Annotated in this window: 18 protein-coding genes; 14 read left to right on the top strand and 4 right to left on the bottom strand. The window is 66.1% G+C overall.

The window, feature by feature from the left end:
• Nucleotides 1-42 precede the first annotated feature (42 nt).
• Genes IAQ70_RS08540 through IAQ70_RS08530 form a run of 3 tightly spaced genes read left to right on the top strand, consistent with a single transcriptional unit; the run spans nucleotide 43 to nucleotide 4,747 of the window.
• Nucleotides 43-2,727, top strand: coding sequence for a bifunctional acetate--CoA ligase family protein/GNAT family N-acetyltransferase (locus tag IAQ70_RS08540; RefSeq protein ID WP_190988880.1), 2,685 nt, complete (start codon nucleotides 43-45; stop codon nucleotides 2,725-2,727).
• A 42-nt stretch (nucleotides 2,728-2,769) separates the two neighbouring features.
• Nucleotides 2,770-3,513, top strand: coding sequence for a DUF5998 family protein (locus IAQ70_RS08535; protein WP_190988879.1), 744 nt, complete (start codon nucleotides 2,770-2,772; stop codon nucleotides 3,511-3,513).
• 1 nt (nucleotide 3,514) lies between these two features.
• Nucleotides 3,515-4,747: an alkaline phosphatase family protein gene (locus tag IAQ70_RS08530; protein ID WP_190988878.1), complete on the top strand. Its 1,233-nt coding sequence runs from the start codon at nucleotides 3,515-3,517 to the stop codon at nucleotides 4,745-4,747.
• Nucleotides 4,748-4,762: 15 nt separating this feature from the next.
• On the opposite strand, the gene sepH is transcribed toward IAQ70_RS08530, so the two are convergent.
• On the bottom strand, nucleotides 4,763-6,127 hold the full coding sequence (gene sepH / locus IAQ70_RS08525; RefSeq protein ID WP_190988877.1) for a septation protein SepH: 1,365 nt from the start codon (nucleotides 6,125-6,127) through the stop codon (nucleotides 4,763-4,765).
• Between the two features lie 183 nt (nucleotides 6,128-6,310).
• Here sepH and IAQ70_RS08520 point away from each other — a divergent pair, with 183 nt between their 5' ends.
• Nucleotides 6,311-6,610 (top strand): DUF4193 domain-containing protein, encoded by a 300-nt coding sequence (locus IAQ70_RS08520; RefSeq protein WP_190988876.1) that lies wholly within the window; start codon nucleotides 6,311-6,313, stop codon nucleotides 6,608-6,610.
• A 51-nt stretch (nucleotides 6,611-6,661) separates the two neighbouring features.
• Here the strand turns inward: IAQ70_RS08520 and IAQ70_RS08515 are convergent, their stop codons facing one another.
• Nucleotides 6,662-7,150 (bottom strand): DUF3093 domain-containing protein, encoded by a 489-nt coding sequence (locus IAQ70_RS08515; RefSeq protein ID WP_190988875.1) that lies wholly within the window; start codon nucleotides 7,148-7,150, stop codon nucleotides 6,662-6,664.
• 115 nt (nucleotides 7,151-7,265) lie between these two features.
• On the opposite strand from IAQ70_RS08515, the gene dut reads away from it, so the two are divergent.
• From dut to IAQ70_RS08495, 4 genes are all read left to right on the top strand, one after another.
• Nucleotides 7,266-7,808: a dUTP diphosphatase gene (gene dut, locus IAQ70_RS08510; protein WP_190988874.1), complete on the top strand. Its 543-nt coding sequence runs from the start codon at nucleotides 7,266-7,268 to the stop codon at nucleotides 7,806-7,808.
• Nucleotides 7,809-7,931: 123 nt separating this feature from the next.
• Nucleotides 7,932-8,654: a DUF3710 domain-containing protein gene (locus IAQ70_RS08505; RefSeq protein WP_190988873.1), complete on the top strand. Its 723-nt coding sequence runs from the start codon at nucleotides 7,932-7,934 to the stop codon at nucleotides 8,652-8,654.
• A gap of 73 nt (nucleotides 8,655-8,727) precedes the next feature.
• Nucleotides 8,728-9,015 carry a hypothetical protein gene (locus IAQ70_RS08500; RefSeq protein WP_317983612.1) on the top strand — a complete coding sequence of 96 codons (288 nt, stop codon included), beginning with the start codon at nucleotides 8,728-8,730 and terminating at the stop codon, nucleotides 9,013-9,015.
• The gene (locus tag IAQ70_RS08495; RefSeq protein WP_190988872.1) at nucleotides 9,012-9,803 is read left to right on the top strand and encodes a DUF3159 domain-containing protein; all 792 of its coding nucleotides are present in this window, start codon (nucleotides 9,012-9,014) and stop codon (nucleotides 9,801-9,803) included. The genes IAQ70_RS08500 and IAQ70_RS08495 overlap by 4 nt, the downstream gene beginning before the upstream one ends.
• On the opposite strand, the gene IAQ70_RS08490 is transcribed toward IAQ70_RS08495, so the two are convergent.
• Nucleotides 9,770-10,516 (bottom strand): potassium channel family protein, encoded by a 747-nt coding sequence (locus tag IAQ70_RS08490; RefSeq protein ID WP_190988871.1) that lies wholly within the window; start codon nucleotides 10,514-10,516, stop codon nucleotides 9,770-9,772. The two genes, IAQ70_RS08495 and IAQ70_RS08490, sit on opposite strands and share 34 nt — an antisense overlap.
• Complete coding sequence (locus tag IAQ70_RS08485) at nucleotides 10,516-11,187, bottom strand: potassium channel family protein (protein WP_190988870.1); 672 nt, start codon at nucleotides 11,185-11,187, stop codon at nucleotides 10,516-10,518. Before IAQ70_RS08485 ends, IAQ70_RS08490 begins: the two co-directional genes overlap by 1 nt.
• Nucleotides 11,188-11,305: 118 nt before the next feature.
• On the opposite strand from IAQ70_RS08485, the gene IAQ70_RS08480 reads away from it, so the two are divergent.
• From IAQ70_RS08480 to IAQ70_RS08455, 6 genes are all read left to right on the top strand, one after another.
• Nucleotides 11,306-13,282 (top strand): APC family permease, encoded by a 1,977-nt coding sequence (locus IAQ70_RS08480; protein ID WP_190988869.1) that lies wholly within the window; start codon nucleotides 11,306-11,308, stop codon nucleotides 13,280-13,282.
• Nucleotides 13,279-14,700, top strand: coding sequence for a class I SAM-dependent RNA methyltransferase (locus tag IAQ70_RS08475; RefSeq protein ID WP_190988868.1), 1,422 nt, complete (start codon nucleotides 13,279-13,281; stop codon nucleotides 14,698-14,700). The genes IAQ70_RS08480 and IAQ70_RS08475 overlap by 4 nt, the downstream gene beginning before the upstream one ends.
• 166 nt (nucleotides 14,701-14,866) lie before the next feature.
• Nucleotides 14,867-17,692 carry an aconitate hydratase gene (locus IAQ70_RS08470; RefSeq protein WP_190988867.1) on the top strand — a complete coding sequence of 942 codons (2,826 nt, stop codon included), beginning with the start codon at nucleotides 14,867-14,869 and terminating at the stop codon, nucleotides 17,690-17,692.
• Nucleotides 17,693-17,821: 129 nt separating this feature from the next.
• Nucleotides 17,822-19,795: a 1-deoxy-D-xylulose-5-phosphate synthase gene (gene dxs / locus IAQ70_RS08465; RefSeq protein WP_190988866.1), complete on the top strand. Its 1,974-nt coding sequence runs from the start codon at nucleotides 17,822-17,824 to the stop codon at nucleotides 19,793-19,795.
• On the top strand, nucleotides 19,792-20,409 hold the full coding sequence (locus IAQ70_RS08460) for a DUF402 domain-containing protein (protein WP_190988865.1): 618 nt from the start codon (nucleotides 19,792-19,794) through the stop codon (nucleotides 20,407-20,409). The genes dxs and IAQ70_RS08460 overlap by 4 nt, the downstream gene beginning before the upstream one ends.
• On the top strand, nucleotides 20,406-20,966 hold the full coding sequence (locus IAQ70_RS08455; RefSeq protein WP_190988864.1) for a hypothetical protein: 561 nt from the start codon (nucleotides 20,406-20,408) through the stop codon (nucleotides 20,964-20,966). Before IAQ70_RS08460 ends, IAQ70_RS08455 begins: the two co-directional genes overlap by 4 nt.
• Nucleotides 20,967-20,970: the final 4 nt, after the last annotated feature.

The raw sequence follows: 20,970 nt of genomic DNA, 5'->3' as shown, positions 1-20,970 counted from the left end.
GGCGCAGGGCCTGCGCCGTCGGTTTGTGGTTAGGCTAAGCCTATGGTGGATCAGCCCGGGGACGGCGAATATCCGGAACATTGGGAAGCCGATGTCGTGCTCAGGGACGGCGGCACCGCGCACCTGAGGCCCATTCACCCCAGTGATGCGGACGCCGTCCAGGCGTTCCATGCCGGACAGTCGCAGAACTCAATCTACATGCGCTTCTTTACCTTCAAGGCCCGGTTGTCCAGCAAGGAGCTCAAACGCTTCACGGAAGTGGACTATAAGGACCGGGTGGCACTGGTCATCACCTTCGGCGGCGAAATCCTGGGGATCGGCCGGTTCGACAGGCTCGATGACCCTGCCGAGGCGGAGGTCGCCTTCAACATCGCGGACGCCCACCAGGGCAGGGGAATCGGTTCCATCCTCCTGGAACACCTCGCCGCGGCCGCCCACGAAAACGGGATCCGCCGGTTCACCGCCGAGGTGCTGCCCGAAAACCGCAAAATGCTGATGGTTTTCGCGGACGCCGGCTACGACGTCAAACGCCATTTCGACGACGGCGTCGTCAGCCTGGAGTTCAACATCGGCCCCACCGAAAGATCGCGGGCCGTGATGGAGTCACGCGAGCACCGCGCCGAGGCGAGGAGCGTGCGGGACCTGCTGACGCCGTCGTCCGTTGCAGTCATCGGTGCCAGCCGCAAATGGGGGACTGTGGGGCACCAACTGCTCGAACACATCATCGAGGGCGGCTTTCCAGGGCCGGTGTACGCCATCAACCCCGAGGCGCTGGAGCTCGCCGGGATGATGTCGTTCGGCAAGCTGTCCGAGGTCCCGGACCCGGTACAGCTGGCGGTCATCGCTGTTCCCTACGCGGAAGTGCCCGGTGTGGTGGATGACTGCGCTGCGGCCGGCGTCAAAGGGCTCGTGATTGCGTCGGCCGGTTTCGCGGACGACGGCGAACGCGGCCTGCAGCGCCAGCGGGACCTGGTCCGGAAGGCACGGGCGAACGGCATGCGGGTCATTGGACCGTCGTCCCTGGGGATCGTGAACACGCATCCGGACGTTTCCCTCAACGCGTCCATGGCCCCCGCGATGCCGCGGCGCGGCGGCCTGGGGCTGTTCAGCCAGTCGGCGGCCATTGGTGTGGCCCTCTACGCGGCGTCCAGCCGCCGGCAGCTGGGACTTTCCACGTTCCTCTCAGCCGGCAACAGAGCAGATGTGTCCGGCAACGACATCATGCAGTTCTGGGAGGACGACGCCGGCACCACCGCCGTGGGCCTGTACCTGGAGTCAATCGGCAACCCGCGCAAATTTTCCCGGATCGCGCGGCGCCTGGCCCGCACCAAACCCGTGGTTGTGGCCAAGTCCGAGACCATGGGCCTGCGGCTGCCGCCCGGCCACGCTGTCCGGACCACCCAGGCGCCGGCCGGAACGCTGGATGCGATGATGCGGCAGTCCGGTGTGATCCGGGTGGAGACCATTGAACAGCTCATGGACGTCTCCCAGGTCGTGGCTGGCCAGCCACTGCCCGCCGGGCCAGGGCTGGCCATCTTCAGCAACTCCATGGCCCTGGGCAAAGTGGTGGCCGACAGCGCCGAAGCCCACGGGCTGGCCGTGCACGGGATCGTCACCGACGTGGATCTCGACGCCGGAATGTCCCTCGCGCTGCCGGCTCTGCGCCGCAGCCTGCAGGACACGCTCGCGTCAGACGCCGTCCACGCCGTGGTGGCCGCGCTGCTGCCGGTCCGCGGCCTCACAGTGGACAGCATCGCCGAGGTGCTGGCCGAGTGCTCAGCGGCGGCAGGCAAACCGGTGGTGGCCGCCTTTACGGGAATCCTTGATGCCTCCGTCTACGTGGAGGGGATGGTGGGCTCCGGGGGGCGGGCCGTGCCGTGCTTCTCGAACGCAGGCGCGGCGGTGGCGGCGCTCGCCGCCGTCGTGCGTTACTCCGAATGGCTCGCCCGGGACCCTGGCCATTTTGTGGAGCCCGCCGGCTGCGATCCGGAAAGCGCCGCGGTCCTCCTGGACGAGCTGCTCCGTGACGTCCAGGGAGCTGAGCTGAAGACCCTGGATGCCGCGTCCACGGCGTCGCTGCTCGCGCACTACGGGATTCCGGTGCTGCCGTCCGCCGGGTTCGAGTCGGCAGACGAGGCGGTTGACGCTGCAGGCAGGCTGGGGTGGCCGGTGGCCCTGAAGACCACTGATCCGGCCCTCCGGCACCGGCTGGACCTCGGCGGAGTGCGGCTGGACATCGAGGACGAAGACTCCCTGCGCCGGACCATCGCGCAGATGCGGCGCTCGCTGGCGCCCTACGGTTCACGGTCCCTTGAGGTGCAGTCCATGGCCCCCGTGGGCCAGGCCTGCACGTTCCGGGCCATTGAGGATCCGCTGCTGGGGCCGGTGATCTCCTTCGGGCTGGCCGGGGACGCCGTCAACCTGCTCGATGACTGGGCGCACCGGGTCCCGCCGCTCTCCGCCGCCGACGTCAGGGACTTCGTCCGCGGGCCGCGGGCCGCCCGCAAGCTGCTGGGCTACCAGGGCCTGCCGGCCGTCGACTTGGACGCCCTGGAGGATCTCGCCGGCCGGCTGGCCTGGATGAAGGACAACCATCCGGAAATAGCCCTGGTTGAGTTCAACCCGGTCCTCTGCGGAGCGGAAGGTTTGTCCATCCTGGCCGCGGAGATCCGGATCGGCAACGCTGCCCGGCGCACTGACAGCGCCCGCCGGGCCATGCTGGGCTGAGCGCGGTTAGCATGTCCCCGGCCGATCTGTGAAAATGGGGGCATGAGCTCACAGCCTTCCCAGTCGACGCCATCCACGCCCGGCGATGAGAACCAGGCAACCCGACCCCACAGCTCACACAGCCACACGCCCCAGGCCCTGAGCCTGGACGACGCACTCCAGAAGGCCGGCTTCTACCCGCCCCTGGTGGCCGACGTCGTTGACGACGCGTTGGACGGCCGCGAATGCGTGGCACACCTGGTGCACCTGGAAACCCACTTCGACCGCGCTGAGGTCCGCCGCCACATCACGGTGCTGGTCCTTACCTCCGACATGCTGGTGATCACCCACGTGGATGACCAGCAGCTCGATGAAGCCGGCGAACAAATCGTTGCCCAGATCTCCACCGAGTCAGTGCCGGTGGCACAGATCCGCTCTGTGGTCCTGAGCTACATGTATTCCCAGCCACAAAACTACAAGCCCTCGGATCCGGTCCGGGAAGTCACCCTCGCCATTGCCTGGTCCGGCGGCCAGCGGCTGGACATGGGACCCGCAAGCTGCGGTGATCCCCAGTGCGAGGCCGACCACGGCTACAGCGGCACCATTGCCCAGGAGGACATCGTCCTGCGCATCAGCGCCGAAGCGGACGGCCCCCAGGCAGTCCAGGACGCCAAACTCTTTGCCCGCGCCCTGCGGGCCGTGAACACCGGCTCCACAGCCCCGGCGCTCCATGCCGGCCAGACGCTGCAGCCCCGGCCCCGGACCGGCGTGTTCGGCAACAGGCTCAGCCGCGGGCACCAGCGCTGAGATGCCGGAGCAAGCAAAAGCGACCCTCTCGGCAGTGCCGTCCGAAGGCAACACCCGGCCACTGAATGTGCCGCCGGCTCCCGCCTTTGGCCGGCGGTCCGTTGCCGAGGTCCTCACCAGCGCCGCGGCAAGCCTGGGGGTGGACGGGTTCGCCAACACCCTGGGGCTGCCCCCGGCATCGCGTGTCTGCGTGGTCCTGGCTGACGGCCTGGGCCGGAACCTGCTGAAGCAAAAGTCAGCCCATACCCCGTTCCTGCGCTCCGTGATGCAGGCCGGGCAGGGCGAGGTCCCGGTCTGGCTGGACTCCACGTTTCCCTCAACCACTGCAGCGGCCCTGGCCAGCTTCGGCACCGGACTCCCGCCGGGCCAGCACGGCATGGTGGGGTACGACGTCCTGGATCCCGCACAGGACAAAGTGGTCAACATGCTGGGCAACTGGGATGCAAATGTGGACCCGTTCGCCTGGCAGCCGCACCCCACCGTGTTTGAACGGGCGGCCGGGTCCGTCACGGTAACCACAGTCAGTTTGCCGCAGTTCGGTGACTCGCCCATGACCCGGGCGGCCCTCCGCGGCGGGAATTTCGTCTCCGCGGTCACCGCCCACGCCCGCACCGCGGCCGCCGCCGAAGCAATGGCCGTAGCCGGGCCGGCACTGATGTACTTCTACGTCAACGAACTGGACAAGGCAGGCCACCGCTTCGGCTGCCAGTCAGAGCAGTGGGAACACCAGCTCGAAGAGCTCGACGCCACGGTCAAACGGCTCCATTCATCCCTGCCTGCCGGGACCACCGTCCTTCTCACCGCGGACCACGGCATGCTGGACGTACCCGAACAGCAGCGGATCGACTACGCGGCGGACCCGTCGCTTATCGAGGGCGTGCGGCATACAGCGGGCGAACCGCGGATGGTGCACCTCTACCTTGACGATCCCGCCGATGCCGGGGCACGTGAACGCCTCCTGGCGGCCTGGCGCACCCGTTTCGGCGACAGGATCTGGGCATTCAGCCGGGAAGATGCCATCGCGGCCGGGCTGCTTGGGCCCGTGAGCCCGGCCGTCGGGCCCCGGATCGGTGACGTGATGATTGCCGCGCGGGACGCTCTTGCGCTCTACGACACCCGCCGCGTGCGGCCTGCAGCCATGGAGGTGGTGGGCCAGCACGGTTCGCTCACCAAAGCCGAACGTGAAGTTCCGCTCCTGTGCTTCGCGGCCGAAGGCAAGGCCCGGGGACGCTGAGGACTGAGCCCCCGCCTAGTCCCGCTTGGTCCCAAAGACGATCTCATCCCAGCTGGGCACGGTTGACCGTTTTGGTTTGGCCGGCTGCCGTTCAGGCAGGTCGGCGTCATGGTGCCGGCCAGGTGCCGGTTCATCGCTGCCGGCCGCGTAGGCTGCCCGGCGGGGGCTGCCGCCAAGGAGTTCGTCCAGGCCCACACTCGGTGCGGGCGGCCCGGCTTCCCCTTCCGCCTGGGCGGCCGGATGTGCCGGACGGAGGGGAGACGCCACTATGGTGACTTCCCGCGTCTCGGTGCTGACGCCGTCGTGCAGTTTCAGGTTGTCATCTTCATCCGCATCGCGGTGCGGCGGAATGAGGCTCAGGCGGGACAGCATGGACGGACGGCCGTCACGCTTGCGGGCCACGGGATCCAGGTGCGCGGCCGGGGCCGCGCTGTCCGGACCGGTGGCTTCCGCGGGCTGGTCTTCCTGGCTGTCCTGCTCCGTGTCCTCGCCGGCGCCCTGCTCAGGCACAACCTCTGACGGGCGTGGGTGCGCGGCCGGCACACCGTGCGTCAGCAGCAATGCCAGGGCGTCGTCAGCGTCCTCGTCCACGCCAAGGCGCTGCCCGCGGCGGGAACGAAGCATATCCAGGAGTCCATCGGACTCCTTGGCCTGCAGAATGGGCTGCGGGCCGGTCGCATTGCGGGCAGCCGCTTCGGCGTCGGTTTCAAAATCGAAAGGCCGGTCGGACACTGCCGTCAGCCGGCGTGCGGGGACGGGGCCGTCCAGTGGCTCGAGTTCGCTGAGCTGCTGGGCCCAGCGGTTGGCGTTCTGCAGCGATTTGCGGGCCGGGCTGAAGGTCCACAGCGCCGGCGGCTCCTCGCCGATACCGGCCGGGCCTTCCCGCTTCGGTTCGAAGCGGGCCGCCACCGTCCAGTTGCCGTCCTGGCGCCGCCAGGAATCCCATTCCACCGTGGACGGTTCAATGCCGTGGGTGGAAAGCCGGTGCTTCACCATGTCATCGAGGGTGGCCGGGTGGTCCCCGAAAATTGAGCGGTAGGTGTCGTGGCCGGGGGAGGGCGAAGCTACCTCAACCTTCCGCGCCTGCTGGGCCACGTATTCCCGCTCGGCGAGGACGGGGCCCTCGTACCGCACCACCTTGGCAAGGGGAAGTCCGGAGAGCTCCGCCACGTCCGCTGCGGTGGCGCCGCTGCGGATGCGCGCCTGAATGTCCCGCGGGGACATGGCAATGGGCGCGACTGTTGTAGCGGTCTTCGGCGAAGACCGGCTGGCCGCCCGCAGTGCCTCATCGATCGGCAGCTGGAACATCTCGCCGCCGGCACCGCTCAACAGGAGATGCTCCCCGTCGTCGTGTACGCCTACAAGCCGTAGATCCTGCATGCAAATCCTCCACCCTGGCATTACTATCAATCGAAACTCTGCCACTGACAGGCACTGTTTTCGGTTAGGAGCAAGGGCGCGCCGCGATATTCCGGGACTTTCGCGCGCCGGGCACAAACCGGAGGTGCGTTGCGTTATCAACGGTGATACCCGCCGACGCGAAAGGAACGGAGTTGAGCGGAGATGGCCACCGACTACGATGCGCCGCGCAAGACTGAAGAGGATCTCAGTGAGGATTCGCTGCAGGAGCTGAAGTCCGGGCGGACTGAGAAACCGGCGGCAGCGGTGGAGGAGGACGAAAACGACCTCGCTGCGGGCTACGAGCTTCCCGGCGCCGATCTGTCCGGCGAGGAGCTGCTGGTCCAGGTGGTACCGCCCCACCCGGACGAGTTCACCTGTTCCTCCTGCTTCCTGGTCCACCACCGTTCCCAGATCGCCCGGGAACAGAACGGCCACTTCTACTGCACGGAATGTGAAGGCTGAGCCCCGTTCCACGTCCCGGGGCTGAGTCGCCGGCCCTTTTTCCGGCGGGCCTTACTTACCGGACAGCGCAGCGGCGAGTTCCTCGGGCCGCCGCGACGAGGTCAGCCAGTAGGGCGTCCGGTCGGACGGGTCAGTGATTTCCATCCGGACCACCGGATCGATCCAGCCCCGGATGCAGAGGTACGCGAGGCCGTTGAGCTTCGTGCCACGCTGAGCCGTGGCTTCCTTGCCCCTGAAGGTCTCCACGAGGCCGACGAAACGGCGCTCGATGGTGGCCCGGCCCACGGTCAGGTGTTCTTCGGTGACCATGATGGTTGGAGTCGACAGCAGCAACAGGACGGCAATGATCGCGAACAGCACTCCTGCAGCGGTGTAGCCCGCTGCCATGCTGATCGGGGCGAAGACCAGGATTCCGGCGCCGGAGATTCCGGCCGCGATGATCCAGATCCAGACGTTGGGCCACAGCCTCTCCCGGAACACTGCCGGCGCGCCGGCAGAGGGGGTATTGGGGACAGGTGCGGCTGAACTGGATTCGGGCATGCCATCAGCTTTCCATCTTTGCCCGCCTAATTCATCTTGGCGTTCCGCCGGGGTCAGCCGTGCGTCCAGTGTGCGTCTAGGAGGGAACGGCGGCTGGGCGTTAGAGTGAGTGACTGTGACTGACGAACTCGCCACTGTTGAAACCGCACCTGACCCTGTTACCGCCGGGCCCGCGCCGGAGGCAGCCGCCGCCTACGGTGCCCCCACGCTGCAGGTACAGCTGAAAATGCTCGACGACGGCCTGGAAGCGCCGTCCTACGCCCACCCCGGCGATGCCGGTGCCGACCTCAGGGCCAGGGAAAATGTGGTGTTGCAGCCGGGCGAGCGGAAGCTGGTCCCGACGGGCGTTTCCATCGCCCTCCCGGACGGCTATGTCGCACTGATCCACCCCCGGTCGGGCCTCGCCACGAAGCATGGGCTGACCATCGTCAACGCTCCGGGCACCGTGGATGCCGGTTACCGCGGAGAAATCTCCGTGACGCTGCTGAATACCGATACGCGGGACGCCATCGAACTGCGGCGCGGCGATAGAATTGCCCAGATGGTCATTCAGCGCGTGGAATACGCGCAGTTTGTCCCCGTCAACGAATTGAGTGACTCCGTTCGGGGCGCCGGCGGGTTCGGTTCCACCGGTGGTTTCACGCCGCGAAACGCCTGACACCCGCCACGTGCACGCACCCGCAATACGCATGCAGCGGCGCGAGGGCTGCCCACAGCAGTGCTGATTTCAGCGGGACCCACGGGCCCGGCCGGGCACATTCACAACTAAGGAGACAAACCCATGGTTTTTGGGCTCGGCAGGAAATCCAAGAAGGAACAGGACGCCGAACCGGACGAATCCTCCGCGTCAGCGGAATCAGGGGATTCCACCCGGGCGGCTTCGGACGATACGGGACGGCGGGTCAACGGGCCCTTCGATGTATCCGAAATCGCCAGCCATGATGGCTACGTTGATCTCGGTGCCCTGCTCATCGCCCCGAGCGAGGGACTCCAGCTCCGGCTCGAGGTCGAAGAAGCCACCCAGCGCGTGGTGGCCGTGACCATGGACCTGAACGGTTCAAGCCTGCAGCTGCAGGCCTTTGCCGCCCCCAAGACCGAGGGGCTGTGGGACGAAATCCGCGAGCAGATCGGCCAGTCCGTGGGAAGCCAGGGCGGCCAGGTGGAGGAAGTCCAGGGCACTTTCGGAACCGAACTGGTTGCCAAGCTGCCTGCCGGTGCGCCGGACGGAAGCCAGGGTTACCGGGTGGCCCGCTTCATCGGCGTGGACGGACCGCGGTGGTTCCTGCGCGGCGTCCTCGGCGGGGAAGCTGCAATGGAGCGTGAGGCCGCCGCTCCGCTGGAAGACCTGTTCCGCCGGATCGTGGTGATCCGTGGCGACAGCCCCATGCCGCCGCGCGACCTGCTTCAGCTCCGCCTGCCCAAGGACGCCAGCGTCACGCCGCCGCCTTCCGCCCCTGTGCTCGAGGAGCCGGAGCGCGGTCCGGAAACCACCCAGATTGGCTGATTCCCAGCACGCATCCCCGGGCCCGTCCCCTCACACGGGCGTGCCGGTCAGCCGGCTCCCGGAAAGGGGCCGGGTGCTGTGTCACGGGTTCATTGAATCGGTAACCTTTCTCCCGGCCAATCAAAGCCCGGCGTTCACGGCAATAGTCACTGACCTCGAGGACCAGCGCGCCGGGGCGGGCACCGGTGCCGAACAGGGAAGCGAAAAGCGCCTCCGTGTCGTCTGGCTGGGCCGGCGCAGGGTGCCGGGGATCGAAGCCGGTACGGAAGTTCGGGTCGAAGGCATGCTGACCCAAAGCCATGGCCTGCCCACCATTTTCAATCCGCGCTACGAAATCATCTCCAGCCAGGAGCACGAATGACCCCGTCCCAGCTGCCCGAGCCGTCCTTGGGACCAGACCGGCACCATCAGGAACCCACCCGACCGGAGGCGTCCGGCACGGAAGCGTCTCCGATGGCGGGGCTTGCGGAGGACTATGCGGCCAAAGCCGGATTGCACCGTACCCATGACGGCCGGATCGACGTCCTCAAGAGTGCCGGCGGAGTCCAGGGCATCGCGGAGAGCATCGTCCCGGGGCTGGTATTCCTCGTGACGTTCACGATCACCCGGGACCTCACCCTGTCACTGGTGGGGGCGCTGGCATCCGCCGCAGTCTTTACCGTGGTCCGCCTGGTCCAGCGGCGTCCGCTGACCCAGGCCCTGGCCGGGGTCGTGGGCGTCGGCATCTCGGCCTGGCTCGCCAACACCACAGGAAAGGCTGAGGACTTCTACCTTCCCGGCTTTTTCACCAACGCCGCCTACATCGTTGCCATGGTCATCTCCATCGCCATCAAATGGCCGGTGGTGGGCCTGCTGTTCGGATTCATCCGCAACGAAGGCGTTGAGTGGCGCAAGGACCCTGTCCGGGTGAAGGCTTACCGCCTGGGCACGTGGATCATCGTGGCGGTCCTGGCCCTGCGGCTGGTGGTCCAGGTTCCGCTGTACCTGATGGGGGAGGACGGACTCGCTGCCCTCGCCACCACACGCCTGATCATGGCGACCCCGCTGTACATCCTGGGCGTCTGGATCGCCTGGCTGGTCACCCGGCCGGTGCCGGCCGGCGCTGGCCCTGACGCTCAGCCGTCGAAGCCGTCGTCCTCCGGGGCCTGAGACCCGGCGTGCTGCACGCCTTCGGGCTCGTCGGCGTTGTCCGCAGTCCCGGCTGATTCGGCGGACAGCAGTGCCCGCAGGTCGTCTTCGGCGGCGATGGTGGTGACAAAGAACAACTCGTCGCCGCCGTCGATCACGTCGTCGCGGCTGGGCGTGATGGGCGCATGGTCACGGAGGATCGCCACCAGTGTGGCGTCCTCGGGCCAGTCGATGTCGCCGACTGTCAGGCCGATGACGTGGGAATCGTGCGGCACTGTGAACTCCACCAGCGAAGAAACCCCGGTCTGCAGGGTCAGCAGCCTGACCAGGTCACCGATCTCCACCGCCTCCTCCACCAGGGCGGTCATCAGCTGGGGAGTGTTGACGGCAACGTCCACGCCCCAGGAGTCGTTGAACATCCAGTCGTTCTTCGGGTTGTTGACCCGGCCCACCGTGCGGCCCACGCCGAACTCGGTCTTGGCCAGGAGTGAGACCACCAGGTTCACCTTGTCATCCCCGGTCGCAGAGACCACGACGTCGGCGTCCTCCACTTTTGCCCCCTGCAGGGTGCTCAGCTCGCAGGCGTCGCCCACCAGCCAGTGCGCGCCGCGCAGGCCGCTGCGGCCGATGACCTCCGGCTTGAGGTCGATCAGCAGGATGTCGTGTTTGTGCGCCAGCAGTTCCCTGGCGATCGATGACCCCACACTGCCGGCACCGACGATAACAACTTTCACTACAACTCCTTGGCAGGTGCTTTGGCCAGGATCTGGGCGACCTGGGAACTGCGGTCCACCGGCAGCATGGCATGCACGGTGTCGCCGTCTTGGTAGAGGGTGCCGGACTCAGGCAGCATTCCTTCGCCGAACCTGGTGAGGTAGGCAACCCGGATGGTTGCGGCTTTTTCGATCGCGGTGATCCGCTGGCCGATCCAGCCGGCGTCGAGGTCCACCTCGGCGAGCACCAGCCGGCCGGACGGCTCGCGGAAGTCGCCGGCGAGGTGCTGCTCGGGGAGGATGCGGCGCAGCACCTGGTCAGCGCTCCAGCGCACGGCGGCCACTGTGGGGATGCCGAGCCGCTGGTAGATTTCCGCCCGGCCGGGGTCGTAGATCCGCGCCACCACATGGGGAACGTGAAAGGTTTCGCGCGCCACCCGGGTTGCCAGGATGTTGGAGTTGTCGCCGCTGGACACGGCGGCGAAGGCGTAGGCTTCGGCCACTCCGGCCTGTTGGAGCGTGTCCCGGTCGAAGCCCACCCCGGTGACTTTGCGTCCGGTGAAGCCCTGCCGGAGCCGGCGGAACGCCCTGTCGTCCTGGTCGATAATCGCGACGGAATGGCCCGCGTCCTCCAGCGTGTGCGCCAGGGTCGCCCCCACCCGGCCACATCCCATGATCACGAAATGCGCCACCGTGTTTCCATACCTTCCGTCGGCTGTTGCTGCTGCAAGAACTCTACCGGCAGCCCGCGTTCCGCAGCCGCTTCGACGCCGTCATGACATGCGCCGCGAATAAGACTAACTTTGTGGAGTGCTGACAATACTGAATGCCGTAAAACGGGTGCTGGTGGGCAGGCCCTTCAGGAATGACCGGCTGGCCCACACCCTGCTGCCCAAACGGATAGCACTTCCGGTTTTCGCTTCCGATGCACTGTCATCCGTGGCCTACGCGCCGGATGAAATCCTGCTGACCCTGGCGCTTGCCGGCGTCAGCGCCGTCGCCATTTCGCCGTGGGTGGGCCTGGCCGTCATGGTGGTCCTCCTGACAGTGGTGGCGTCGTACCGCCAGAATGTGCATGCGTATCCCTCCGGCGGTGGAGACTACGAAATCGCCAACGAAAACCTCGGCAAGTACGCCGGGCTGACTGTGGCCTCCGCCCTCCTGGTGGACTACGTCCTGACCGTGGCGGTCTCGATGTCTTCGGCGGCCGCCTATCTCACCACGGCCATTCCCTCCCTGCACGGGCAGCAGGCGCTCCTGGCCACCATCGGCGTCGCACTTCTCGCCCTGGTCAACCTCCGCGGGATCAAGGAGGCCGGAAGCGTCTTCGCCGTCCCCACCTACATCTTTATGGCCTCGATCCTGGGGATGACAGCAGTGGGCGTCTTCCAGGCGGCCACCGGCCAGCTCGGTGAGGCGCCCTCGGCGAACTTCGAGATTGTGCCGGCTCCCGGCTTCGACGAAGGGCTGGTGGGCCTGGCCGGCGCCTTCCTGCTGCTGCGTGCCTTCTCCTCCGGCGCCGCCGCGCTGACCGGTGTTGAAGCCATCAGTAACGGGGTGCCCAACTTCAAAGTGCCCAAGAGCAAAAACGCGGCCACCACCCTGCTGCTGCTCGGCACGATTGGCGCCGCGATGCTGGCAGGCATCATCTACCTGGCCAACGCCACCAGGGTCCACATTGTGCTTGACCCGGCCACCGAATTCCTCCTGAACGGCCTGCCGCTGCCCGAGGGCTATATTCAGACCCCTGCCATCAGCCAGATCGCGCAGACCATCTTCGGCCCCGGTTCCATCCCGTTCTACATCGTGGTGGCGGCCACGGGCGTGATCCTGGTGTTCGCCGCGAATACGGCATTCAACGGCTTTCCCGTGCTGGGCTCCATCCTGGCCCAGGACGGCTACCTTCCCCGCCAGTTGCGGACCAGGGGAGACCGCCTGGCGTTCAGCAACGGCGTCCTGGCCTTGGCCGCCGGCGCGCTGGTGCTGATCGTGGCGTTCGACGCAGACGTCACCAAACTGATCCAGCTCTACATCGTGGGCGTCTTCATTTCGTTCACGCTGAGCCAGTTGGGCATGATCCGGCACTGGGGCAGGCACCTCAAGCTCGCCAAGGACAAGACGGTCCGGCGCCGGATGATGAAGTCCCGCACCATCAACACCATCGGCTTCGGCATGACAGCCCTGGTGCTGGTCATCGTGCTGATTACCAAGTTCGAACAGGGTGCCTGGATCGCGCTGCTGGCCATGGTGGTGCTGTTCCTGATCATGTGGAGCATCCGCGCGCACTACGACAATGTTGCCAAGGAGCTGGCCGTGGACGAGGATTCCTCGCCGCGCGCCCTGCCGTCACGCGTGCACGCCGTCCTGCTGGTCTCCCACGTCCGCAAACCTGTGCTGCGGGCCCTGGCCTACGCGCGGGCATCGCGGCCTTCGCGGCTGGATGCCATCACCGTCGATATCAACGCCGAAGAAACCGCGCATACCGTCGCCGACTGGGAAAAGCTGGAAATCCCCGTGCCGCTCACGGTCCTGGCCAGTCCCTACCGCGAGACCATCACCCCCATCATGGAATATGTAAAGAACATGCGCCGCGACTCGCCCCGCGACCTTGTGGTGGTCTACATTCCCGAGTATGTCGTGGGTAAGTGGTGGGAGCAGCTGGTGCACAACCAGACAGCACTGCGTATTAAGACCCGGCTGCACTTCGAACCTGGCGTCATGGTGGCCAGTGTCCCGTGGCAGCTTAAATCGTCCGAAGAAGCAAAGAACCTGCAGGATATTCAATGACCCCCCAGCCCCACAGTCCTTCCACCACAGCACCCGCCCAGGGGGCCGCCGTCGAGCTGGTGCTCGACGTCGGCCCGGTGGCCCACGGCGGCCACTGCGTGGCACGCCACGAAGGCAGGGTGATCTTTGTCCGGCACGCGATTCCCGGTGAAAAAGTCCGGGCCCGGCTAACCGAGGCGGGGGAGTCGGCCAAGTTCTGGCGCGCCGACGTGGTGGAAGTTTTGGCGGCCTCCCCGGACCGCGCGGATCACTTCTGGCATGCGGCCGACTCGCTCCGCTCCTGGCAGCACGGGCACCCCCCGGTCGGCGGGGCCGAATTCGGCCATATCTCCCTGCCGCGCCAGCGCGGACTGAAGTCGGCGGTACTGGCCGAACAGCTACAGCGCCTCGCCGGCGTCGAACGCGTGCCCGGCGGCCAGGACACAGGAAACCTGGTGGAGGCAGTTGAGGGGAGCGGCCCGGAGGCCGGGTGCGGGCTGGACGCAACGTACGACGCCGGCACCGGGCTGGGGTGGCGGACCCGCGCCAGCTTCTCGGTCACCGCCGGCGGAAAACTGGGCATGCATGCGCACCGTTCGGACCACATCATTGCCGTCCGGGAGATGCCCCTGGCCTCCGACGGCATTAACCGGCTGCGGCTGTGGGACCTCGATTTCCAAGGCATCGAACGCGTGGAAGTGGCGGCGCCGTCGAACGGCTCGCGCCCCCTGGTGCTGCTCGCCCCGGCACCCGGAACCAGCCCGAAACGGCTCAACGCTGTGGCCTCCCAGCTTCCCGACGACGTTTCCGTGGCCTCGTTCGACCCCCTCACCGAAGAAGTGCGGCAGCTGCGCGGCCGGATGTGGGTCCAGGAGTCCGCAGCCGGCCACGAGTACCGGGTGACCGGGACGGGTTTCTGGCAGATCCACCGCGACGCGCCCGGGACACTTGTGGGTGCCGTCACAGAATTCCTCCACAGCGGCGGCTTCCTGGGGCCGGGTTCCGTGGTGGCTGACCTCTACGCCGGAGCCGGCCTGTTCACCGCGCCGCTGGCGGATGCGGTGGGCGAGACAGGCTCTGTCCTCTCGGTGGAAGGCGCCCCGGGAACCAGCCGGGATGCCCGCAAGAACCTTCACGGGGCCCCGCAGGTGGAAATCGTTCAGGGCCGCGTGGAGCGCGTCCTCCGCCAGAAACCGCGGAATTTTGATGCCCTGGTGCTCGATCCGCCCCGCGCGGGAGCAGGGAAGGCCGTGGTCAGCCAGTTGGTTGCCGCCGGGCCCCGGGCGGTCGCGTACGTTTCGTGTGATCCGGCATCGTTTGCCCGGGACGTGGGGTACTTCCAGCAGGCGGGGTGGTCCTTGGCCGGACTGCGTGCGTTTGACCTGTATCCGCACACTCACCATCTGGAGACAGTGGCGTTGCTGACGCCGGCCCGGTGATGCTACTAGGATGGCGGTAGTAATCCCACGTCGCGCACCGTATTCACGGTTGAGTATTCACGGCTGACCTCCGGCAACATTTGTGGCCAGCACTAATTAGGCCTGCCTAACTAGCAAGCGGTCTACCGCGCGACAAAGATGAAACTGTTGCGAGAGGAGTCCTGCGATGAGCACAGTGGACAGCTTCGGTTCAAAAGGCAAACTTAATGTAGCCGGAACCGAATACGAAATTTTCCGGTTGAACTCCGTTGAAGGTGCAGAAAACCTTCCGTTCAGCCTCAAGGTATTGCTTGAAAACCTGTTGAGGACCGAGGACGGCGCGAACATCACTGCCGATCACGTGCGTGCCTTGGCCGGCTGGGATCCCAATGCCCAGCCCGATACAGAAATCCAGTTCACGCCTGCCCGCGTGATCATGCAGGACTTCACCGGCGTCCCCTGCGTGGTGGACCTGGCGACGATGCGTGAAGCGGTCAAGGAACTGGGCGGTGACCCCAAGCGGGTCAACCCGTTGGCTCCGGCGGAAATGGTCATCGACCACTCCGTGCAGATCGACGCTTTCGGCAACTCCGGCGCGCTGGAGCGCAACATGGAGATCGAATACCAGCGCAACGGCGAGCGTTACCAGTTCCTGCGCTGGGGCCAGACGGCATTCGATGACTTCAAAGTTGTCCCGCCGGGAACCGGCATTGTGCACCAGGTCAACATCGAATACCTGGCCCGCACGGTCATGACCCGCGAGATCGACGGCGTTGTCCGGGCGTACCCCGACACCTGCGTTGGCACCGACTCGCACACCACCATGGTCAACGGCCTGGGTGTCCTCGGCTGGGGCGTTGGCGGCATCGAAGCCGAAGCGGCCATGCTGGGACAGCCTGTCTCCATGCTCATCCCGCGCGTTGTTGGCTTCAAGCTGACCGGGTCCATCCCGGCCGGCGCCACAGCCACAGACGTTGTGCTGACCATCACCGAGCAGCTCCGCAAGCACGGTGTGGTGGGCAAGTTCGTGGAATTCTACGGTGAAGGTGTTGCGGCAGTGCCGCTGGCCAACCGCGCCACCATCGGCAACATGAGCCCGGAATTTGGTTCCACGGCCGCAATGTTCCCGATCGACGACGTCACATTGGACTACCTGCGCCTCACCGGCCGTTCCGACGAAAATGTGGCTTTGGTTGAGTCTTACGCCAAGGAACAGGGCCTCTGGCACGATCCGTCGCGTGAGATCAAGTTCTCCGAGTACCTCGAACTGGACCTGTCCACCGTTGTTCCGTCCATCGCCGGACCCAAGCGTCCCCAGGACCGCATTGTTCTCACGGAGGCGAAGGACGAGTTCCGTCACGACCTTCTCAACTACGTCTCCCACAATGCCGACGCCGGCACCGTGGACGAGTCGCTCGAGGAGACCTTCCCGGCCTCCGATCCGCCCTCCTTCACCCAGCCCGACACGCACGTGACTGACACCGACCGTGTGCCGCCGATTTACTCGGCAGCACACGGTGCTGCCGGCCGCATCTCCCACGGCGTCAACATCAAGACCGAAGACGGTCGTGAGTTCGAGCTGGACCACGGTGCAGTGGCGATCGCTTCCATCACGTCCTGCACCAACACGTCCAACCCGTCGGTGATGCTGGCCGCAGCCCTGCTGGCGCGCAACGCCGTCGACAAGGGCCTCATGTCAAAGCCGTGGGTCAAGACCTCCGTGGCTCCCGGTTCCAAGGTAGTCACCGACTACTACGAGAAGTCCGGACTGACCCCGTACCTGGAGAAGCTCGGCTTCTACATCGTGGGTTACGGCTGCGCCACCTGCATCGGCAACTCCGGCCCGCTGGACGCGGAGATCTCCGAGGCCATCCAGGCCAACGACCTTTCCGTCGCCGCTGTGCTCTCGGGCAACCGCAACTTCGAAGGCCGGATCAACCCGGACGTGAAGATGAACTACCTGGCCTCCCCGCCGCTGGTCATCGCTTACGCCCTGGCCGGTACCATGGACTTCGACTTCGACACCGATTCCCTGGGCAAGGATGAAGCCGGCAACGACGTCTTCCTGAAGGACATCTGGCCCAACCCGGTTGAGGTCCAGCAGGTCATCGATTCCTCGATCGACAAGGACATGTTCGCCCGCGGCTACGAGGGCGTCTTCGAAGGCGACGCACGCTGGAAGGCGCTCGACACGCCCGCCGGTGACACGTTCGCCTGGGATCCGAACTCCACGTACGTCCGGAAGCCCCCGTACTTCGAGGGCATGAAGGCGCAGCCGGAGGCCGTACAGGACATCACCGGCGCACGCGTGCTGCTGAAGCTGGGCGATTCGGTCACCACCGACCACATCTCCCCGGCCGGTTCCTTCAAGTCGGACACCCCTGCCGGCCAGTACCTGCTGGCCAACGGTGTGGAGCGCAAGGACTTCAACTCCTACGGCTCACGCCGTGGCAACCACGAAGTCATGATCCGCGGCACCTTCGCCAACATCCGCATCAAGAACCAGCTCCTGGACGGCGTCGAAGGCGGCTTCACCCGCGACTTCAGCCAGGCTGACGGCCCGCAGGCCTACGTCTACGACGCCGCGCAGAACTACCAGGCAGCCGGCACCCCGCTGGTGGTCCTGGCAGGCAAGGAATACGGTTCCGGATCCTCACGTGACTGGGCTGCGAAGGGCACGGCGCTCCTGGGCGTCAAGGCCGTCGTCGCCGAAAGCTACGAGCGCATCCACCGCTCCAACCTGATCGGCATGGGCGTCCTGCCCCTGCAGTACCCGGCTGGGGAATCTGCGGCCACCCTCGGCCTGACCGGCACGGAAACCTTCACGGTTGAGGGCGTCACCGCCCTGAACGAGGGCACCACCCCCAAGACCCTGAAGGTCACTGCCACCGCGGCAGACGGCACCGCCACGTCCTTCGATGCGGTCCTCCGCATCGATACCCCGGGCGAAGCGGACTACTACCGCAACGGCGGCATCCTGCAGTACGTCCTGCGCCAGATCTCCGCTAACTAGCAGGGATCTGAACACCGCAGCACCCTCCCGAAGCCCCGGCCGGTCAGCGACCAGCCGGGGCTTCGGCTTTGCATTTCACCCAAGGCGTTAGAGTTAACAGGCACGTCTACCACCTGAAGGAGGGGTCATTTGGGAATCTTGGACACCATCCGGAATCCGCAGGACCTGCATGGGTTGTCCCAGGGGCAGCTCGAAGAACTGGCTGATGAGGTCAGGAGCTTCCTCATATCCAATGTTTCCCAGACGGGTGGACACCTGGGCCCCAACCTCGGCGTGGTGGAACTGACGCTTGCCGTGCACCGCATCTTCGATTCGCCGCGGGACAGCATAGTGTTCGACACAGGACACCAGTCCTATGTGCACAAGCTTCTGACCGGCCGCCAGGATTTCAGCACCCTGCGCCAGCAGGGCGGCATGTCCGGCTACCCGTCCAGGGTGGAGTCAGAGCATGACATCGTGGAAAGCTCGCACGCGTCGTCGTCCCTCTCCTGGGCGGACGGCATTTCCCGCGCCCGGCAGCTCACCGGAGAAGGCGACCGCTACGTCGTCGCGGTCGTTGGTGACGGTGCGCTGACCGGCGGCATGGCCTGGGAAGCCATCAACAACATCGCGGCAGACAAGCGCCGCCGCGTGGTCATCGTTGTCAATGACAACGGCCGCTCCTATGCGCCCACGGTTGGCGGCTTCGCTGACTACCTCGCCTCGCTTCGCCCCACCATCGACTCCTTCCGCGCCGCCCCGGCCTACGAAGGAACGCTCGACTGGTGGAAGCGGAGGCTGCAGAACGGCGGCCCGGTGGGGCAGTTCACCTACAAAAGCCTGCATGCCATCAAAAAGGGCGTCAAGGACTGGTGGGCGCCGCAGGGGATGTTCGAGGACCTCGGCATGAAGTACATCGGCCCGGTGGACGGCCACAACCTCCAGGCCATGGAGCACGCCCTGTCCACGGCCCGGAACTATGCCGGGCCGGTGATTGTCCATGCCATGACCGAAAAAGGCCACGGCTACGCTCCCGCCCGGGCGCATGAAGCTGACCAGTTCCACGCGGTGGGGATCATCGACCCCGAAACCGGTGAACCCACCGGTGCGTCCGGGGCACAGTCCTGGACGTCTGTTTTCGCCGACGAGATCGCAGCCATCGCCGATGAGCGGGACGACATCGTCGGCATCACCGGCGCCATGCTGATCCCCGTGGGCCTGCACAAGTTTGCCGCCAAGCATCCAGACCGCGTGATTGACGTCGGCATTGCCGAGCAGCACGCACTGACCTCGGCCGCCGGCATGGCCTTCGGCGGCCTCCATCCGGTCGTGGCCGTTTACGCCACGTTCCTCAACCGTGCCTTCGACCAACTCCTGATGGATGTCGCCCTGCACAAAGCCGGCGTCACCATCGTGCTGGACCGCGCCGGCGTGACCGGCCCGGACGGCGCCAGCCACCACGGCATGTGGGACATGGCCATGGTCCAGATTGTGCCCGGGCTGCACCTCGCCGCGCCGCGTGACGCTTCGCGCCTGCGCGAAGAGCTCCGTCAAGCCGTGGCCATCAGTGACGCCCCCACCGTGGTGCGCTTCTCCAAAGGCACGGTCGGAGCCGAGGTGGAAGCCATCGAACGCCTCAGCGACGGTGTCGACGTCCTGGCCCGGCGCCCCGCAGGCTCCACGGAGAACGATGTCCTGATTGTCAGCGTGGGCGCAATGTCTGAACTTGCGCTGGACGTTTCCAACCGGCTGGGCGCCCAGGGCATCAGCACCACGGTGGTGGACCCGCGCTGGGTGCTGCCCGTGCGCCGCTCCATCATCGCGCTGGCCTCGCACCACCGGCTGGTCATCTGCATCGAGGATGGCGTCAGGGCCGGCGGCGTGGGCTCACGGATCCGGCAGGAGATGCGCGCCGCCGGGGTCGACACCGCTTTGAACGAGGTGGGCCTTCCCGCAGAATTCCTGGACCACGGCACCAGGACCCAGGTCATGGAACGGGTGGGGCTGACGGCACAGCAGATAACGCACGACGTCGTCGCGCAGGTTTTGGGGACAAAGGTTCCGTTTGCGCGTCCCCTGCCAGGGCAAGCGCACCCCACCACCGGCAGCCTCCCGATTCTGTGAGGGAAGAAGACGCCCTGAAGTACCCCGGTACCGCAGGAGAATACGGACCGGCCCGGCATACCAGCACCACGCGGGTTCCCGCAGGACTCCAGCCAGGCCAACTGGTGGTGGCGCGGAACAGGAAATGGAACGGCAAAGCCCATTGGGTGGTCCCGGGACGGTATCTGGGGGAGGACCGGCACGGCTGGTGGATCTTCCAGGGAACCAACGAGTTCTGTTCGCGGCCCGGCGCCGCGTTCTACACCCGGTCCGACGCCGTGCTGCTGGTGCCGCGGTCGGGGGACTGGGTTGCCACCTTCTACGATTCCGCACATCCCAACGGGGTCCGGGTCTACATTGACCTCGCTGTGGCCCACGAATGGACAGAAATCCGGCCGGCGGTCACCGAGTTCCATGTGATCGACATGGATCTGGACGTCATCCGGATGGACGGGCGCGGCGTCTTTATCGACGACCAGGACGAGTTTGCCGAGCACGCAGTTGCGATGAACTATCCGGACCGCCTGGTCCAGGACATCCAGGGTGCCGCGGAAGAGCTTTATCAGGCCGTCAAGGCACAGCAGGCACCGTTCGACGGCACAGATGTCGAATGGTTCACGAAGGGACGGTCATGAGCGGAATCATCAGGGTCTACAAACGGGACGACGAGGGAGTGCTGCACTTCCGCGAAGGCTGGTTCGACGAGGACTACAGCCAGTTTGTGATGAACTACGGCGTGGTGGGCCACCAGAGCAGGACCGAAGAGACCGATGTGGCTGACGCCGCTGCGGTGGAGGGCCTCATGGACGCCTTCGCTGTCCAGTGCGCCGAGGACGGCTACGCCGAAATCCCCGAGGAAGAGCAGTTCTGGGTCGTTGCCCAGTTCGCCCTCAAGACAAGGGAAGGCACGGACCGGGACCGCTATCTTGAGGAAAAAGCCAAGGATGCGCTCATCAGCCATCTGGCCTGGCGTGGCCTGGGAACCGTGGAACGCTCCGAGTTCAGCGACTACAAGCTGAACATCTTCTGCCTCTGCTCGGAAGTGAACAAGGCCGTCAACGCGATCAAGGTCTGCAGCCGCGGTGAGGACCTGGACTTCACCAAGCTCAGCATCGGCGCCGCACCCTTTACCGAACCGGCAAACTTCAAGCTCAAGCACTCGGCGAAGCCCGCCAACATCTTCAGCGTCTAGGGGA

It is taken from the genome of Pseudarthrobacter sulfonivorans (assembly GCF_014712225.1).
In the GTDB taxonomy this organism is placed as follows: domain Bacteria; phylum Actinomycetota; class Actinomycetes; order Actinomycetales; family Micrococcaceae; genus Arthrobacter; species Arthrobacter sulfonivorans.
Note: the sequence above shows the minus strand (reverse complement) of the source record. Positions and strands in the feature narration are given on the sequence as shown.

Coding starts and splice junctions, on each gene's coding strand:
- IAQ70_RS08475 (WP_190988868.1), top strand. CDS start 13,279: ATGACCCCCCAGCCCCACAGTCCTTCCACCACAGCACCCGCCCAGGGG.
- IAQ70_RS08520 (WP_190988876.1), top strand. CDS start 6,311: ATGGCCACCGACTACGATGCGCCGCGCAAGACTGAAGAGGATCTCAGT.
- IAQ70_RS08515 (WP_190988875.1), bottom strand. CDS start 7,150: ATGCCCGAATCCAGTTCAGCCGCACCTGTCCCCAATACCCCCTCTGCC.
- IAQ70_RS08455 (WP_190988864.1), top strand. CDS start 20,406: ATGAGCGGAATCATCAGGGTCTACAAACGGGACGACGAGGGAGTGCTG.
- sepH (WP_190988877.1), bottom strand. CDS start 6,127: ATGCAGGATCTACGGCTTGTAGGCGTACACGACGACGGGGAGCATCTC.
- IAQ70_RS08540 (WP_190988880.1), top strand. CDS start 43: ATGGTGGATCAGCCCGGGGACGGCGAATATCCGGAACATTGGGAAGCC.
- IAQ70_RS08535 (WP_190988879.1), top strand. CDS start 2,770: ATGAGCTCACAGCCTTCCCAGTCGACGCCATCCACGCCCGGCGATGAG.
- IAQ70_RS08530 (WP_190988878.1), top strand. CDS start 3,515: ATGCCGGAGCAAGCAAAAGCGACCCTCTCGGCAGTGCCGTCCGAAGGC.
- IAQ70_RS08470 (WP_190988867.1), top strand. CDS start 14,867: ATGAGCACAGTGGACAGCTTCGGTTCAAAAGGCAAACTTAATGTAGCC.
- IAQ70_RS08505 (WP_190988873.1), top strand. CDS start 7,932: ATGGTTTTTGGGCTCGGCAGGAAATCCAAGAAGGAACAGGACGCCGAA.
- IAQ70_RS08495 (WP_190988872.1), top strand. CDS start 9,012: ATGACCCCGTCCCAGCTGCCCGAGCCGTCCTTGGGACCAGACCGGCAC.